At 49.9% G+C, this 16,077-nt stretch carries 17 protein-coding genes, 2 tRNA genes and 1 pseudogene; 10 read left to right on the forward strand and 10 right to left on the reverse strand.

Annotation, left to right across the window (positions count from 1 at the left end; translation table 11 throughout):
- Positions 1–164: 164 nt before the first annotated feature.
- The gene (gene rcsA, locus G4551_RS14555) at positions 165–788 is read left to right on the forward strand and encodes a transcriptional regulator RcsA (protein WP_003030421.1); all 624 of its coding nucleotides are present in this window, start codon (positions 165–167) and stop codon (positions 786–788) included.
- 54 nt (positions 789–842) lie between these two features.
- Here rcsA and dsrB read toward each other — a convergent pair whose 3' ends face one another.
- Positions 843–1,031, reverse strand: coding sequence for a protein DsrB (gene dsrB / locus G4551_RS14560; protein WP_003839072.1), 189 nt, complete (start codon positions 1,029–1,031; stop codon positions 843–845).
- Between the two features lie 163 nt (positions 1,032–1,194).
- Between dsrB and yodD the strand changes: the two genes are divergently transcribed.
- Positions 1,195–1,422, forward strand: coding sequence for a YodD family peroxide/acid resistance protein (gene yodD, locus G4551_RS14565; protein WP_003030417.1), 228 nt, complete (start codon positions 1,195–1,197; stop codon positions 1,420–1,422).
- A gap of 206 nt (positions 1,423–1,628) precedes the next feature.
- On the opposite strand, the gene G4551_RS14570 is transcribed toward yodD, so the two are convergent.
- Complete coding sequence (locus G4551_RS14570) at positions 1,629–1,814, reverse strand: YodC family protein (protein WP_003030415.1); 186 nt, start codon at positions 1,812–1,814, stop codon at positions 1,629–1,631.
- Between the two features lie 77 nt (positions 1,815–1,891).
- Positions 1,892–2,806 (reverse strand): DUF808 domain-containing protein, encoded by a 915-nt coding sequence (locus G4551_RS14575; protein WP_169316136.1) that lies wholly within the window; start codon positions 2,804–2,806, stop codon positions 1,892–1,894.
- A gap of 175 nt (positions 2,807–2,981) precedes the next feature.
- On the opposite strand from G4551_RS14575, the gene yedA reads away from it, so the two are divergent.
- The gene (gene yedA, locus G4551_RS14580; RefSeq protein ID WP_003839069.1) at positions 2,982–3,902 is read left to right on the forward strand and encodes a drug/metabolite exporter YedA; all 921 of its coding nucleotides are present in this window, start codon (positions 2,982–2,984) and stop codon (positions 3,900–3,902) included.
- On the opposite strand, the gene G4551_RS14585 is transcribed toward yedA, so the two are convergent.
- The 3 genes from G4551_RS14585 to G4551_RS14595 all read right to left on the reverse strand — a co-directional run bounded on the left by G4551_RS14585 (position 3,894) and on the right by G4551_RS14595 (position 6,541).
- Positions 3,894–4,361: a very short patch repair endonuclease gene (locus G4551_RS14585; protein ID WP_003839067.1), complete on the reverse strand. Its 468-nt coding sequence runs from the start codon at positions 4,359–4,361 to the stop codon at positions 3,894–3,896. The two genes, yedA and G4551_RS14585, sit on opposite strands and share 9 nt — an antisense overlap.
- Complete coding sequence (locus tag G4551_RS14590; RefSeq protein ID WP_032941246.1) at positions 4,342–5,772, reverse strand: DNA cytosine methyltransferase; 1,431 nt, start codon at positions 5,770–5,772, stop codon at positions 4,342–4,344. Before G4551_RS14590 ends, G4551_RS14585 begins: the two co-directional genes overlap by 20 nt.
- A gap of 76 nt (positions 5,773–5,848) precedes the next feature.
- Positions 5,849–6,541 carry a phosphohydrolase gene (locus G4551_RS14595; RefSeq protein ID WP_003839062.1) on the reverse strand — a complete coding sequence of 231 codons (693 nt, stop codon included), beginning with the start codon at positions 6,539–6,541 and terminating at the stop codon, positions 5,849–5,851.
- Positions 6,542–6,982: 441 nt separating this feature from the next.
- Here G4551_RS14595 and ompC point away from each other — a divergent pair, with 441 nt between their 5' ends.
- Complete coding sequence (ompC, locus tag G4551_RS14600; RefSeq protein WP_003839061.1) at positions 6,983–8,152, forward strand: porin OmpC; 1,170 nt, start codon at positions 6,983–6,985, stop codon at positions 8,150–8,152.
- A 102-nt stretch (positions 8,153–8,254) separates the two neighbouring features.
- Here ompC and G4551_RS14605 read toward each other — a convergent pair whose 3' ends face one another.
- Entirely contained in the window at positions 8,255–8,587 is a 333-nt protein-coding gene (locus tag G4551_RS14605; RefSeq protein ID WP_003839058.1) for an EmrE family multidrug efflux SMR transporter, read from the reverse strand.
- A gap of 296 nt (positions 8,588–8,883) precedes the next feature.
- On the opposite strand from G4551_RS14605, the pseudogene G4551_RS23875 reads away from it, so the two are divergent.
- Positions 8,884–9,063, forward strand: a pseudogene (locus G4551_RS23875) (hypothetical protein); the annotation flags it as partial.
- Between the two features lie 27 nt (positions 9,064–9,090).
- Here G4551_RS23875 and G4551_RS14610 read toward each other — a convergent pair.
- Positions 9,091–9,180 (reverse strand) — tRNA-Ser (locus G4551_RS14610).
- Positions 9,181–9,273: 93 nt separating this feature from the next.
- On the opposite strand from G4551_RS14610, the gene mtfA reads away from it, so the two are divergent.
- The 5 genes from mtfA to G4551_RS14635 all read left to right on the forward strand — a co-directional run bounded on the left by mtfA (position 9,274) and on the right by G4551_RS14635 (position 13,908).
- Entirely contained in the window at positions 9,274–10,038 is a 765-nt protein-coding gene (gene mtfA / locus G4551_RS14615; protein WP_003839056.1) for a DgsA anti-repressor MtfA, read from the forward strand.
- A 132-nt stretch (positions 10,039–10,170) separates the two neighbouring features.
- Positions 10,171–10,246 (forward strand) — tRNA-Asn (locus tag G4551_RS14620).
- Between the two features lie 258 nt (positions 10,247–10,504).
- The gene (locus G4551_RS14625) at positions 10,505–11,542 is read left to right on the forward strand and encodes an extracellular solute-binding protein (RefSeq protein ID WP_003030303.1); all 1,038 of its coding nucleotides are present in this window, start codon (positions 10,505–10,507) and stop codon (positions 11,540–11,542) included.
- Positions 11,526–13,214, forward strand: a complete 1,689-nt coding sequence (locus G4551_RS14630; protein ID WP_003839054.1) for an ABC transporter permease — start codon at positions 11,526–11,528, stop codon at positions 13,212–13,214. Before G4551_RS14625 ends, G4551_RS14630 begins: the two co-directional genes overlap by 17 nt.
- Positions 13,215–13,224: 10 nt before the next feature.
- Positions 13,225–13,908 carry an ABC transporter ATP-binding protein gene (locus G4551_RS14635; protein ID WP_003030299.1) on the forward strand — a complete coding sequence of 228 codons (684 nt, stop codon included), beginning with the start codon at positions 13,225–13,227 and terminating at the stop codon, positions 13,906–13,908.
- A 24-nt stretch (positions 13,909–13,932) separates the two neighbouring features.
- Here the strand turns inward: G4551_RS14635 and ldtA are convergent, their stop codons facing one another.
- Positions 13,933–14,862 carry a L,D-transpeptidase gene (gene ldtA / locus G4551_RS14640; protein ID WP_003839047.1) on the reverse strand — a complete coding sequence of 310 codons (930 nt, stop codon included), beginning with the start codon at positions 14,860–14,862 and terminating at the stop codon, positions 13,933–13,935.
- Between the two features lie 127 nt (positions 14,863–14,989).
- A complete protein-coding gene (cobT, locus tag G4551_RS14645) occupies positions 14,990–16,054 on the reverse strand; it encodes a nicotinate-nucleotide--dimethylbenzimidazole phosphoribosyltransferase (RefSeq protein ID WP_003839045.1) in 1,065 nt (354 codons plus the stop codon).
- Positions 16,055–16,077: the final 23 nt, after the last annotated feature.

Consider the following 16,077-nt stretch of genomic DNA (forward strand, 5'->3'; position numbering starts at 1 on the left):
TTTACTTTAAGATGTTTCCTGGCAAATTATACGCAACTTTACGGGATAGTAAATTCGCCTGAAAAACAGCGAAAGCGTCATCTTGGGTCGTTATTATTCCGTTTAGTTGTGATGAAATAATCAGGTAAGGGGAATTATCGTTACGCATTGAGTGAGGGTATGCCATGTCAACGATTATTATGGATTTATGCAGTTACACCCGACTAGGGTTAACCGGGTATCTGGTAAGTCGGGGAGTGAAAAAAAGGGAAATCAACAACATTTCCAACGTTGATGAACTCAGTCTCGCCTGTGTCTCTCAACAACCCGCTGTGGTGTTTATTAATGAGGACTGCTTTATCCACGATCCTGCTAATAGCCAGCAAATAAAGCAAATCATTAATCAGCATCCCAGCACATTATTTATTGTGTTTATGGCAATTGCCAACGTGCATTTTGATGAATATCTACTCGTCAGAAAAAACTTATTGATTAGTTCTAAATCGATTAAACCTGACTCACTGGATAAACTACTTGGCGATATTCTGAAAAAAGAAGTAGATATTGCTATTGATGTGAATCTGCCGACATTATCATTAAGTCGAACCGAATCCAGCATGCTGCGTATGTGGATGGAGGGTCAGGGAACAATACAGATATCAGATCAAATGAATATCAAAGCCAAGACGGTGTCATCCCATAAGGGGAATATAAAACGAAAGATTAAGACGCATAATAAGCAAGTTATCTATCACGTGGTGAGACTTACGGATAACGTCACCAATGGTATCTTTGTGAATATGCGCTAAGACGTTCTGACTGGTGGCGACTCCACCAGTCAGATTCAAACAGCGGAACTCATCTCACTCCACTTTTTCCACAAAGATACCATCCTGATGACCTGATTCATTAAAGAACCAGATACCGAGCGGGTAGTCTTCCAGCGAAACCAGGTACATGGTGCCTTCACTAAACTCTTCGATTGCCAGTACCACGCCCAGTCGACGAGGACCGCCGTCCGTTTTGACTGTGACCCGATCATTCACCTTCATAGTTTTCCTCCTGTGGCTTTGTGCCAGTGTAGAACAAATTCCTTTTTCTGGCAGCGCTCTGCACGCGCGATTGCGGGTTTTATCGACGGTCTATACTTAAGTTGTGCGTATCTGATGTTTGGGTACGCTCCCCCGGTATCCTTAACGGTTGAGAGGTATGAGGATGAAAACCGCGAAAGAGTACAGCGATACGGCCAAACGTGAAGTCAGCGTCGATGTCGACGCGCTGCTAAAGGCAATCAACGAAATCTGCGAGAGTGAAATTCATCGCAGCCAGGATGACCCGGAGCGCGTTAGCGTCGACGGCCGAGATTACCATACATGGCATGAACTGGCCGACGCGTTCGAGCTTGATATCCATGACTTTAGCGTATCGGAGATCAATCGCTGACTGAGGGCGAAAAAAATCCCGGCCCTTATAGGGTCGGGATCAAGCTTGCTTATGCAAGAAGCACTTGTAAATTCGTTACACCAGAAAATCTGATGTGAACCAAACCTTATCTGCAATTTTTTTGCCTGACAAGTAAATAATTCTCACCAAAATGATAAATATAACTAATGGGTGAGAGATCACCAGGTTACGGTCGAGTCAAATGTTCAGGCATCCTGACAGAGCTGTCTTCGCTCGCCCGGCACCACCAGTTCATCTTCACGGAATGCTTCCCGTTTAACGCCAAAGCCGTCGTACCAGCGACACTCCACCATTCCGCTGGCATACCCGGTAACGATCATACGTGGGCCACCCTCTTTGGAGGTGACTTCCTCACTGACAGAAAAGACCATACCTGCCTCCTGTATCAAGAGAAACCTTTACACCTTAGATGACAAAGAGGCGTTTTGCATAATCAGTCCTGTAACAATTAGTGCGAAACTCCGCGCAGTCTGGCGACAGCTTTCACCAGCAGAACGACAATCCCACCGATGATAAAGCCGAGCACTAGGTTAAGCAGGGTCGGAAGCATTAGCGAAATCAATGTACTTTGCTGTTGAGCAAAATGTTCAATCGCATGATGCAGCGGTGATATTCCGTGTACCACAATACCGCCCCCCACCAAAAACATCGCCAATGTACCGACCACAGAAAGTGTTTTCATCAGCCAGGGGGCAACCACCAGCAATCCTTTCCCCAGCGACTGGGCAAGTTGGCTACGTTTTTCTGCCAGCCAGTACCCGATGTCGTCAAGCTTAACGATAATCCCGACCAGGCCATACACGCCCACGGTCACCACTAACGCGATACCCGATAACACCAACACCTGATTCAGCAAAGGTGCATCCGCTACAATACCCAGCGTAATCGCAACAATCTCGGCAGACAAAATGAAGTCAGTACGTATTGCCCCTTTGATTTTATCTTTCTCAAAGGTGAGTGGATCCTGTGCGGCCAGAGCAGCCAGACGCTGCTGACGCTCTTCCGGGCTTTCTTTGTGCTTACGCGCCTCCAGGGTATGCAGAACCTTTTCTACCCCTTCAAAACAGAGAAACGCCCCACCTACCATTAATAATGGGGTGATCGCCCAGGGAATAAATGCGCTTATCAATAGCGCCAACGGTACAAGGATAACTTTGTTTACAAACGACCCCTTCGCCACGCTCCAGACCACCGGGAGTTCACGGTTCGCCCGCACGCCCGACACCTGCTGCGCATTAAGCGACAGATCATCTCCCAGCACGCCCGCGGTTTTTTTCGCGGCCAATTTTCCCATCACTGATATATCATCCAGCAGCGTGGCGATATCATCGAGTAAGGTTAGTAAGCTACTTCCTGCCAAAATTTTGACCCTCAATATTATTTTTTTGCAGTCATAAGTATGAAGTAAAACACGCCATGCTGAAACTGACCTTTCTGGTCAACAAGTTTTTAACATCGACACGTAATTATAAATCTCGCCAGTAAGATAGTTTTGACGTTTACTATGTTGCACCTTTTTATTTCTACCGTGAGGGATTATGCGTTTCAGGCAATTGTTACCGCTTTTCAGTGCGCTATTCGCGCTGTACATCATTTGGGGTTCCACGTACTTCGTTATTCGCATTGGTGTTGAAAGCTGGCCGCCGTTAATGATGGCAGCCGTACGTTTTCTCTCTGCGGGAATTTTATTAACAAGTTTTTTACTTATTCGCGGGCATAAGCTCCCCCCCTTACGCTTAATCCTGAACGCCGCGTTAATTGGTATCCTGCTGCTGGCTGTGGGTAATGGACTGGTCACCGTCGCAGAACATCAAAATGTCCCTTCCGGTATTGCCGCCGTGGTGGTCGCCACCGTCCCGCTATTTACGCTGTGTTTTAGCCACTTTTTTGGCATCAAAACGCGCAAACTGGAATGGTTGGGGATAGCGATTGGGCTCGCAGGGATCATCATGCTGAACAGCGGAGGCAATTTAAGTGGCAATCCGTGGGGCGCTATTTTAATCCTGATCGGTTCGATAAGCTGGGCGTTTGGCTCGGTGTACGGTTCACGCATTACGCTACCCGTTGGCATGATGGCCGGAGCCATTGAAATGTTAGCAGCCGGTATTGTGCTGATGTGCGCATCGTTACTCTCCGGGGAAAAACTGACCACCATGCCAACATTTTCAGGCTTTATGGCGGTGGCTTACCTGGCCCTGTTTGGCTCCATTATTGCCATTAATGCGTATATGTTCTTGATCCGCAATGTCAGCCCGGCGCTAGCCACCAGCTATGCCTACGTCAATCCGGTTGTTGCGGTGCTGTTAGGTACCGGTCTGGGGGGAGAAAGACTAGCCCCTATCGAATGGCTGGCGCTCGGCGTGATCGTGTTTGCTGTGGTGCTGGTAACGTTGGGGAAATACCTGTTCCCTGTTAAAGCGGATGCCGTCGCGAGTTCGTCGGAAAAAACATTACAGTAAATGAATACCGAGAGTGTCGATCTGCGCGGTGTCGCCACCGCCGCAGATCCACTCGATGACACGTTCAGATAACGCTTCATCATCCAGCTTTTCGCGACCACGCAGGGCGCACTCCCAGACAATCAGTACGCGCCAGCCAAGAGCCTGCAATTTTTCACAATCCCGCGCATCGCGTTGGACATTTTTGCCTATTTTTTCCAGCCAGAATTCCGTTCGTGTCGCGGGGACTTTAAACAAATAGCAATCGTGGTGGTGCCAGAAACAACCGTGAGTAAAAATCACACAATGATAATCATCCACCACAAAATCGGGGCGACCGGGTAACGTCGCATCCTGCACGCGAAACGTTACCCCCTGCTCTGTCAGCACGCTGGCAAGGCGTTTTTCAATTGCGGTATCGCGGGTGGCTATCGCCCGCATATTTTTACTGCGTGTTGCTTTATCGTGAACGTCTGCCATGCAGGTTCTCTTTCTCGCGAATAGCAACTGCCTGCCTGATTTTTGGCTCCAGCAGCCTGGCCACCGCCGCAAATGCCGGAACGATCACCGAATTACCAAACTGGCGATAAGCCTGAGTATCTGACACGGGGATCCTGAACTGATAGCCTTGCGGAGATTCAAACCCCATCAGGCGCGCGCACTCTCTGGGCGTAAGTCTGCGTGGGCGGTGTCGCTGATTCTGCGGATCGTCAAAATCTTTTTCACCCAGCGCCATATCCCAGCCACGGTCAATCAGGATCTCCGCCCCATCCTTATAATAACGCGCAGATAATGTGCGCGTTACGCTATCAGGGTTACCGGGATACACCATGCCATAGCCAAATCCATTTCCCCGCGCCTGATGCTTTTTCGCATAGCGATAGAGGTATTTCCACAGCACCGGCGTCAGCACATATTTCGCATCGACGGTCGGCTCAAGCAGTTCCGCCAGCGTAGTACGCCGCTGCGGATAACGCGTGACAATATCCCGCAGCGTGAAGTCTGATTTCAAATTCAGATCGCGTCGGAAGCCGACAAGCACGATACGTTCGCGATGTTGAGGCAAAAAATGTTGCCCATCGATAATTTTCGGATCATCCGGACCGTTATCTGCCGCATCTGCCACGTCATACCCCAGCTCGTCCAGCGTCTGCATAATGATGCGAAACGTTTTGCCCTGATCGTGACTCTTCAGGTTTTTGACGTTTTCGAGCACAAATATTGCTGGTCGACGAGCGTCGATAATGCGCACCACGTCAAAAAAGAGTGTGCCTTGTGTATCACAGGCAAAACCGTGGGCCCGCCCTAACGCATTTTTCTTTGACACCCCGGCCAGGGAGAAGGGCTGACAAGGAAATCCCGCCAGCAGTACATCGTGTTCTGGAATGTGCTGGCGAATATGTTCTGCCGCCTGCTGGTCGCTCACCCCATCCTGATGGCTCAGCGTGACATCACGAATATCTTCATTAAAGTGATGCTGGAAGGGATCGCAATAGTTGTTCGCTTTGTAGGTGCGCACCGCATGCTTGTTCCACTCGCTGGTAAACACGCACTGCCCACCAATTGCCTCAAAGCCGCGACGAATCCCGCCAATGCCGGCAAACAGATCGATAAATCGAAAGGCATAATGCGGATGATGCGCAGGAGGCGTCGGCAGTAAGGAATTCAGATAAGTAAACTCATTGTCGCTGAGGCGATGCCATGCTTCGTTCGCCACCGCTCGCTTAAAGATGGCCGGACTCCAGCGGTTCTCGCCAACACCGTTCAGATAAGCAACCAGGGTTTTCACGTCATATATTTCAAGCAACTTAGCCAAAATCACCTGCGCGGCGGCCTTGTTATCATCTGTCATCGGGTTCATGGAGCCTGCTACTGAAAAATTATCCTGCATACATTTAACCGGCCGAAATGGATAACCGACAGATTAACATAAAATAGTGCGGTTGACGTTGAGGCTGTACTGCCGACTAACGTGCTTTAAAGGGTTGAATCGCGTCAAGATCCAGCATTTCATACTCTCCTTTTAACTCCGCACTCAGCTTCGCCATATACGTCAGTAAGAAGTCAGCATTATGCTGCGCTAAATGTCGTCCTTGTTCAGTTTGCATCGTCGACGGCAACGTCAATAACTTGGTCTGGAAGTGATCGAGCGCGTACTGTTTGTCGTCAAGGCCACGCTGGCGGGCAAACGGATCTTCCGCATCAAATAGCGCCACGCCTAACGCACCAGACACAGCAAATACGCGCGCTAGACCGATAGCCCCCAACGCCTCAAGCCGGTCCGCATCCTGCACGATTTTCGCTTCAAGGGTTTCTGGTGCAATTTTGGCGCTAAAACTGTGCGCCTCGATGGCATGGCACACGGCAGGTATTCTTTGTTGTGGAAAATCCGGAAAATCGCGCATCAAAATGCGACGCGTTTCCAGAGCTGCCAGTACCGACGAACGATGACGCTCAGGATGGTTCTTTGGCAGGCTGACGAGATCATGGAAGTAGCACGCGGTCAACACCACTAGCCAGTCTACAGTAGCATCTGTACTCAGCTTTTGCGCCGTCATCCACACACGACGAAAGTGAAAGATGTCATGCGCTGCATCTTGTCCGGAATGGTTATCAGCTAACCAAGCTTCAAATTGCGACTGCCAGTCGTGCAGTTTCATGCTATCTCCCTTTGTAGAAAGAAAATCACCTTAGCAACAATTTTCATTGCAAACCACTGCCTGCCCCATTACATAATTAACTTTTATTATCGCACCAAAAACAAAATCCACATGAATTTATAGAAACCATAATCTCAATATCAACAACTATATTATATGAATAACAAAAACAAATAACTCCCACAAATAAAATTCAAGTTTCAAATAAATAACTAGATACACATAACATATTGATTAAAAATGATTTATGTGACAAATAACAATTTAACTCACATATATTTATAGTTATAAAAACACATCAACGAAATATTTAGAAATATTTTAAATACATTTGTTACATGTTATATTTTAAATTAAATGAACTTCATAGATAGTATCCAAATGTAGTTGCTTGGATAGTACTACATATTCATTTTAATTATCATGCAAAGGGAATACATAATGAAAAGAAAAGTATTGGCACTGCTTCTCCCTGCTTTATTAGCTGCAGGCGCAGCAAATGCGGCTGAAATCTATAATAAAAACGGCAATAAACTGGATCTGTACGGAAAAGTCGATGGTCTGCGTTATTTCTCTGATGATGCAGGCAGCGACGGCGACATGACCTATGCGCGTCTGGGCTTTAAGGGCGAAACGCAGATCAACGATATGCTGACTGGCTATGGTCAGTGGGAATATAACATTCAGGCCAACGGTACCGAAGGTGACAAAGGCGATTCATGGACTCGTCTGGCCTTTGCCGGTTTAGGTTTTGGTCAAAACGGTACTTTCGACTACGGTCGTAACTACGGCGTCGTGTACGACGTTGAAGCCTGGACCGATATGCTGCCAGAATTCGGTGGTGATACCTACACTCAGACCGATGTTTACATGCTGGGCCGTACCAACGGCGTTGCTACCTATCGTAATAAAGGCTTCTTTGGTCAGGTTGATGGCCTGAACTTTGCCCTGCAATATCAGGGGAATAATGAAGGTAGCAGCGTAGGTCAGGAAGGTTCTGGTAATAGTGAAAACCGCAAACTGGCGAAAGAAAACGGCGACGGTTTCGGTATGTCCACCTCCTATGACTTCGACTTCGGTTTAAGCCTCGGCGCGGCATACTCCAGTTCTGATCGTACTAACAACCAAGTCGCTGAAGGTCGCAATGATCGTAGCTACACCAGTAAATATGCTGGTGGTGAAACAGCAGATGCATGGACTGTTGGCGCGAAATATGACGCTAACAACGTATACCTGGCTGCAATGTATGCCGAAACCCGCAATATGACCGCTTATGGTGATGACAAAGGCGGTATCGCCAACAAAACGCAGAACTTCGAAGTTGTTGCACAATACCAGTTTGACTTTGGTTTGCGCCCGTCCGTTGCATTCCTGCAATCTAAAGGTGTCGACTTAGGTGGCTGGGATCACCATAGCAATGGCACCCCACGCTACACCGACAAAGATCTGGTCAAATATGTTGAAGTGGGTATGACTTACTACTTCAACAAAAACATGTCCACCTACGTTGATTATAAAATCAACCTGCTGGACGAAGACGACAGCTTCTATGAAAGCAATGGTATCGCAACTGACGACATCGTTGCCGTTGGTTTAGTCTACCAGTTCTAATTACGACAAAAATACGCAAGCCCGCTTCATACCAAGCGGGCTTTTTCACCGCACAGGGATAAGCTCTGCTAACAGCGCCAGATATCCGACACTCTTTTAGAATTAATGCGGGGAAGATTTTGAAAAAATATTGATAACCAGAACCCCAGCGCAAATCAGGAACATGCCTGCGATCGCCGGGAAATCCAGCTTTTGCCCACTTACCAACCAGCCCAAAAGGCTGATTAATACGATTCCAGCACCTGACCAAATTGCGTATGCAATACCCGTTGGAATCGTCGACAGCGTCTGAGCGAGAAGATAAAAAGCAGTGCAGTAGCACACAATGGTTGCGACAGATGGCCATAGACGTGTAAACCCGTCAGAGAACTTCATCAGGGTTGTACCTATTACTTCAGCTACAATGGCCCCGGCAAGGAAAATGTATGAATTCAAAATCTGGCCCCATGTGACAATCTAAGATAATTATCGTATCACAAAGGGTTAAGTGAGTTTATCCAAAACAAGTCGTGGGCATAACCCCAACAAATATTGCAATCTTGTCACCGTCTTGTGCGTCCGCTCATCGCTCAAAGATAACTGCCAGATTTATTCTCGAGGCTTGTTGCTAATTTCTCTAACGGCCTGGTTTCTTGGGCTATCTTCTTCTAGGATAAAAACCAAAATAACTTTAGCTACCCTGCCCCTGGTTTAACTTTGAGCCGCAGGAAAAAAACTTGATAGAAACGAGAAAGGACAAACAACTATTCTCAGATCACAAAACTGAACGCCAGGTTGCGGTTTATGACAGAAAAGTGAAAATTTCCCCCACACTGGATCTTCCAGTATTGGGCAAATCAGAACATGATGATGGCGAGCTTTATACTAAGCGAATATATCAACACTATACCAAGTGTGACATGAGTCGTTGAAAGGAATTGAGCTAAGTGTTTGAATAGTGGCGGAGAGAGGGGGATTTGAACCCCCGGTAGAGTTGCCCCTACTCCGGTTTTCGAGACCGGTCCATTCAGCCGCTCTGGCATCTCTCCGTTTTGGCGGTTGCCATGATGCCAGGTAATTTGGCATTTTAACAGACCCCGTTCCGTCAATTTCGTTCAAGTGACGAGTTTGCGAGCAAAACGATGATTAAGTGGCCCTGGAAAGAGCAAGAAACAACCCGGAGTGACGACTGGCCGTGGGACGACGCCCAGGCTATTCCTCTTCTGGTGAATCTCACCGAGCAAGAACAAGCCAGACTTATCGCCCTGGCCGAGCGCTTTTTACAGCAAAAAAGATTGGTAGCGCTTCAGGGGTTTGAACTTGACCCACTGAAAAGTGCGCGCATTGCGCTGCTTTTCTGTTTGCCTGTCCTGGAATTAGGGATCGAGTGGCTCGACGGGTTTCATGAAGTTCTCATCTACCCTGCCCCGTTTGTCGTTGACGATGAATGGGAAGACGATATTGGGCTGGTGCATAATCAACGGGTTGTACAGTCCGGGCAGAGCTGGCAGCAAGGTCCGATAATCCTTAACTGGCTCGACATTCAGGATTCTTTTGATGCCTCCGGCTTTAATCTGATCATCCATGAAGTGGCACATAAGCTTGATATGCGTAATGGCGACCGCGCCAGCGGTATTCCGGCGATCCCTCTGCGAGATATTGCCGGTTGGGAGCACGACCTGTATGCCGCAATGAATAACATTCAGGATGAAATTGATCTGGTCGGTGAAACCGCGTGCAGTATAGATGCTTACGCAGCAACCGACCCGGCCGAATGCTTTGCCGTTCTTTCGGAGTATTTCTTCAGTGCTCCTGAATTATTTGCGCCACGTTTTCCGGCCTTATGGCAGCGTTTTATTCAGTTTTACCGCCAGAACCCCATGGAGCGGTTACGCGATACCCGCTAAGATGGTCATTATCGCTCACCAAATGTGCATTAACGATGAATTTGAAGATTAATTAAGCAATTGAAATGACGCGCTAATTTTACTGTTGACACCTCATGGTGAGGTCAGTAATATGCGCCTCGTTCACACGATTCCTCTGTAGTTCAGTCGGTAGAACGGCGGACTGTTAATCCGTATGTCACTGGTTCGAGTCCAGTCAGAGGAGCCATATTTAAGAAGCCTGCTTAGGAAACTAAGCAGGCTTTTTGCTTTTCGGTCGCTATAAAATTCCCTCTGATAAGCACCCTGCCTGCTCCGCACCCCGTTACATGCCGCATCACAACGTTGATTAAAGTTATGTAAATGTAAATCGTTTAAACTTTGCAATTATTGTAAGTGCTAGTGATTATCATTTATTGTACGCGAGCCAAAGGAACGAGCCCTCGCTCGGTTCACTGTACGTTCCAATTACTCTGGGATATAAACGATGAATTCTCTGCCTCGCGCCGGACTGCGCCGTATCACTCTTGCCTCTTCCCTGGTCTTCTCAGTTAGCCTACCGGCTTTCGCTCAGGAAACGTTAACGCTCTATACAACCCGTGAACCGGGTCTAATCCAGCCTTTGCTTGATAGCTGGACCAAAACCAGCGGCATCAAAGTCAGTACGGTCTATATCAAGGACGGTATGCTTGAGCGCGTTAAAGCTGAAGGTAAAAATTCACCTGCCGACCTGCTGATGACCGTCGATGCCGGTAATCTCATTGATTTAGTGGAAGCGGGTGTAACTCAGCCAGTAGAGTCAGAAGCACTGAAAACCGCTATTCCGGCTAATCTGCGCGGTGCAGATAATCAGTGGTTTGCGCTATCGATGCGTGCCCGCGTGCTGTATGCCGAGAAGTCACTGCCAATCGATAACTGGCATTACGAACAACTCGCCAGCCCTGAGTACAAAGGTAAAGTCTGTATTCGTTCCGGACAGCACCCGTATAACACGGCGCTGATCGCCGCAATGATTGCTCATCACGGCGAAGCAAAGACCGAAGAATGGCTGCGCGGTGTGAAAGCTAACCTGGCGCGTAAAGCTACTGGTGGCGATCGCGATGTTGCTCGCGATATCCTCGGCGGCATTTGCGATATTGGTCTCGCCAACTCCTATTACGTCGGCCATATGAAAAATGCCAAAGAAGGCAGCGATGCGCGTCAATGGGGCGATGCGATTAAAGTCGTTAAACCTACCTTTGAAAATGGCGGTACACACGTCAACATCAGTGGTGCAGCTGTAGCCCGCTATGCGCCAAATAAAGCCGATGCCGTTAAGCTGATGGAATATCTGGTTTCCGCACCTGCCCAGCAGCAATATGCGAAAGCGAACTTCGAATACCCGGTACTGAAAGGCGTGACGCTTGACCCGGTTATCAACGCAACTATTGGCGAAATCGACGTCGATAAAACACCATTAACCGAAATCGTTAAATATCGTAAACAAGCTAGTCTGCTGGTAGATAAAGTTGGATTCGATCAATAAACCTCTGCAGTTTCCGACGTTACGCGGCCTGGTTTCCGGGCCGCAGTCATTATTAACGCCGCTACATCTTGGCGCACTGTGCGTGGCGCTTGGCGTTCTGACACCGATCATAGCGCTGATTTGGCAGGCTACCCAGGCCGATTTATCTCACTGGGGTAATCTCCTGACGTATGTACTACCTGCCGCACTAAAAAATACCGTGCTGTTATTAGCCGGTGTCGCGGTGATGGTCGGCGTGATTGGCGTAGGCAGCGCATGGGCGGTAACGGCATGGGATTTCCCTGGACGTAAAATACTTAGCTGGGCGTTACTGTTGCCGCTGGCGATGCCGACCTACATTGTGGCCTTTGCGTGGCTCGATCTGCTGCATCCGATTGGCCCCCTGCAAACCTTTATCCGTTTTTTACTGGGTTTTGACAGCCCAAGACAGTTCCGTCTGCCAGATTTGCGCTCACTTTCCGGCGCAATCATCCTACTCGGATTGGTGCTTTACCCATACGTGTATCTGACAACCCGCGCCATGTTTATTAGCCAACCGGCCCATTTACTGGAAGCCGCACGCACGCTGGGATGCAGCGCAACCGGAACCTTCTTTCGTGTTGCATTGCCCATGGCCCGTCCGGCACTGGCCGTTGGGATCAGCCTGGCACTACTGGAAACGCTCAACGATATCGGCGCATCGGAGTTTCTCGGGGTACAGACGTTAACCGTTACCGTGTACACCACATGGATCTCGCGTTCTGATTTATCTGCCGCGGCGCAAATTGCCTGCATGATGCTGATGTTTATATTCCTTATTCTGACGCTGGAATTTTATGGTCGCAGAAAACAAGGATTCAGCAGTCGCAGCCTACGGGAAATTCAACCTACGCGCGTGCAGGGCTGGCGTGGCTGGCTGCTCGGTGGCGTTATTTCACTGCCTGTCCTGCTGGGTTTTCTGGCTCCGGTTCTGTTTTTAATGTGGGAAAGCGCCAAACGCATAGGTGATGAGAATCCGCTTTCCTCTTCGTTACTGTCAGCATTACAAAATACGCTATCGCTGGCGGCGGGAACCACGCTGGTGGTGGTTTGCGTCAGTATGTTAGTGGCCTGGAGCGCGCGTCATAGCGCCGCAGACAACGCCATGCCAGGATTTCGTCGCGGCGTGATGCGTCTGGCTTCTTTAGGCTATGCGGTCCCCGGCACGATTCTGGCAATTGGTTTTTTGACACCCGCCATGGCGGTCGACCGCTGGCTGGCCGATTTACTGGATGTTCGTGGTCTGCCGCTGATGTCCTCCGGAATCCTGCTGGTAATTTGTTGTGCCATGCGATTCCAGGCGATTGCCATTGGCGCACTGGATTCTGGTCTGGGCCGTATCCCCCCCTCACTGGAACAGGCGTCTCGTCTGTTGGGTGAGAATGGCGCGGGGACGTTTGCACGGGTCCATTTTCCCCTGCTGCGCCCAGCGTTAGTCAGCAGTGCCCTGCTGGTTTTTGCCGATGCCATGAAAGAACTGCCAACAACGTTGCTTTTGCGCCCGGTCAATTTCGAAACGCTGGCAACATTGTTGTATGCGGAAGCCGCCCGTGGAACCTATGAAGAAGGTGCTATCGCCGCGCTAATGATTGTTTTAGCTGGCACGCTACCGGTTATTTTGTTGGTGCGTCACCAAATGACTCGCCGTGGTTAAGAGAGCAACAATGTCAGAAATTGCATTACGACTCCAGGATGTACACGTTACTTATGGCAACAGCCAGCAATCGGTACTGAGCGGATTTTCAATGTCGGTACATAAAGGTGAAATCGCCTGTCTGCTGGGCGCTTCAGGCTGCGGGAAAACCACGGTGCTACGCGCAGTTGCCGGATTTGAACGCCTGCAAAACGGAGAGATCTATGTGTCACAGCGCCGTGTTGCCGGTCCCGGCATTCATCTGCCACCGGAAAAACGTCATGTCGGCATGGTCTTCCAGGAATATGCGTTATTCCCCCATCTGACCGCGCAGCAAAATGTGGCGTTTGGATTGCGTCGCATGCCGCGTGAGGAACAACAGGCCAGAGTGACTGAGCTGCTGAAAATGGTGGAGTTACACAGCCATGCCAACCGCTATCCGCATGAGCTTTCCGGCGGGCAACAACAGCGTATCGCCCTTGCGCGCGCGTTGGCGCCACATCCGGAAATCCTGTTGCTCGATGAACCCTTCTCCAGCCTTGATAAGCGCACGCGTGAACGTCTTGGCAACGAGGTACGGGATATTTTGCGCGCCGCAGGGCAAACGGCGCTGTTGGTTACCCACAGTGAACACGAAGCTCAACTAATGGCAGACCATATTGGCGTGGTAAAAATGGGGCAGTATCAAATAAAAAAAGCGACCCATCCGACCTGAAGGTCACCAGAGTCGCCCTGAAAATTAATAATGTTTCTGTACCAGGCTGATGTTCACCGGCATACCGGAACGTCTTTCCAGTGCCTGGTTCCCACGGCTCACATCCACGTCATTCCCGCTGATAAAGGTACGCAGAGCGGGAGTGACTGGCAAAGGTACCTTTCTGTCAGACTCGTATTCCGAACGATTTCGCGACAGCGGCTCATGCACTTCCACCCAACGACTACCGTCCGGCTCTTCGCTGTATTTCACCGGTCGGTCAATTAATTGTACACGGGTCCCTACAGGCACCGTATCAAACAGGTACTTGATATCGTCATTCCGCAAACGGATACACCCCTGGCTTACCCGCAGACCAATACCGAAATTGGCATTTGTCCCGTGAATGGCATAAAGCCTGCCGATATAAATTGCATACAGGCCCATCGGATTTTCTGGCCCGGCAGGAACAAATGCTGGCAAGCTTTCCCCGCGAGCGGCGTATTCGCGTCGGGTATTTGGCGTCGGTGTCCAGCTTGGTGCTTCCTGCTTACGCTCTACCGCCGTCACCCAGTTGCGCGGCGTTTCTCTACCCGCCTGACCAATGCCAATGGGTAAAACCTCAACCGTATTGCTGCCAGCAGGATAATAGTAAAGCCGCATCTCGGCGACGTTGATGACAATCCCCTCGCGTACGGTATCCGGTAATATCAGTTGCTGCGGCACAACCAGCGTTGAACCCGATTTAGGCAGAAAAACATCGACGCCCGGATTGGCTTCAAGCATATTGCTCAACCCCTGCCCGTACTGAGCGGCAAATGCCTCCAGCGGCTTGGTATTACCTGGTGGAACCGTAATAGTCAAAGGGCTACCCACCAGGCGACTGCCCTCTGGCGGCAGTGGATAACTCACCGCCTGCGCGCCCTGACTCGCAAGCAACATAATGAGTGAACAAAGCAGTTTTACACGACGCATCTTTTTCCTTTCCTTCGTCGCAGCAGATATCCGTTAATTATAGCTTTTATTATCTGTTTTAGTGGGTTACGACATATTTGCGCATAAAAAAACCTCGCCAACAGGCGAGGTTCAGGTTGAGCGGTAACTACGCTTCCTTACCATCCGGAAGCACGATGTTACTGGCGGCTAACTGCCCCATATTGTTGTACATCGCACAAGCAGCCTCAACAATTGGCATCGCCAACGCGGCCCCACTGCCTTCGCCCAAACGCATCCCCATATTCAGATACGGATCCAATTCAAGATGCGCCAGCGCGGTACGGGCGCCCTTCTCAGCGGAGAAATGTGACGGGATTAGGTAGGGTTTAATTTGTGGTGCAATCTGGCAGGCCGCCAGCGCAGCAGAATAAGAAAGAAAACCATCCAGCACGACCGGCAGGCCGCAGGAGGCCGCCCCCAACATTACCCCTGCCATGCCGACAAGATCGAACCCACCAACTTTAGCCAGCACATCGACACCGTCATGGCGATCCGGCTGATTGACGGCAATTGCCCGACGCACAACGTCTACCTTATTCCCCACCCGAGAAAGAGGAAGGTTAGCGCCAATACCCACGACTTCCTCAGCATCACTGCCGGTAAGCACGCTAACAATGGCCGCCGCAGGTGTAGTATTTGCCATACCAAGCTCACCGACACCAAACAGCGTTACGCCGTCTTTGGCCAGTTCATGGGTATAGCGAATGACTTCCAGCAACAGCTCCTCGGCCTGCGAACGGCTCATTGCCGGGCCTTCGGCTATATTGCCGCAGCCGCGTGCCACACGCATATTCACCACGCCGGGAATAGGCTCAGCATCAATCCCCACATCTATCACATGGACCTTCGCCCCCGCCTGAGCGGCGAGGACGCAGACGCCGGTCGTTCCACGCGTCATATTGGCAGCCTGTATAGCCGTGACAACTTTAGGTGAAACGGCAACCCCTTCATCCCACACGCCGTGATCGGCGCACATCACCAGCATCGCTTTGCCATTCACATGCGGCACACCCTTCAGGCCAGGCATCCCGGCCAATTGTACGGCGAGAGATTCGAGTCGCCCCAAGCTTCCCGGCGGCTTAAGCAAGCCGTCGATATGCTGCTGCGCGCGCAGCATCGCGGCACTGTCAGGTAATGGGATCGCGCGGAGTAAAGAGGTTAAAGTCTGCATAAGGGTTCCAGTATGTGGGCTGA

This window comes from Citrobacter freundii ATCC 8090 = MTCC 1658 = NBRC 12681 (assembly GCF_011064845.1).
GTDB lineage: Bacteria > Pseudomonadota > Gammaproteobacteria > Enterobacterales > Enterobacteriaceae > Citrobacter > Citrobacter freundii.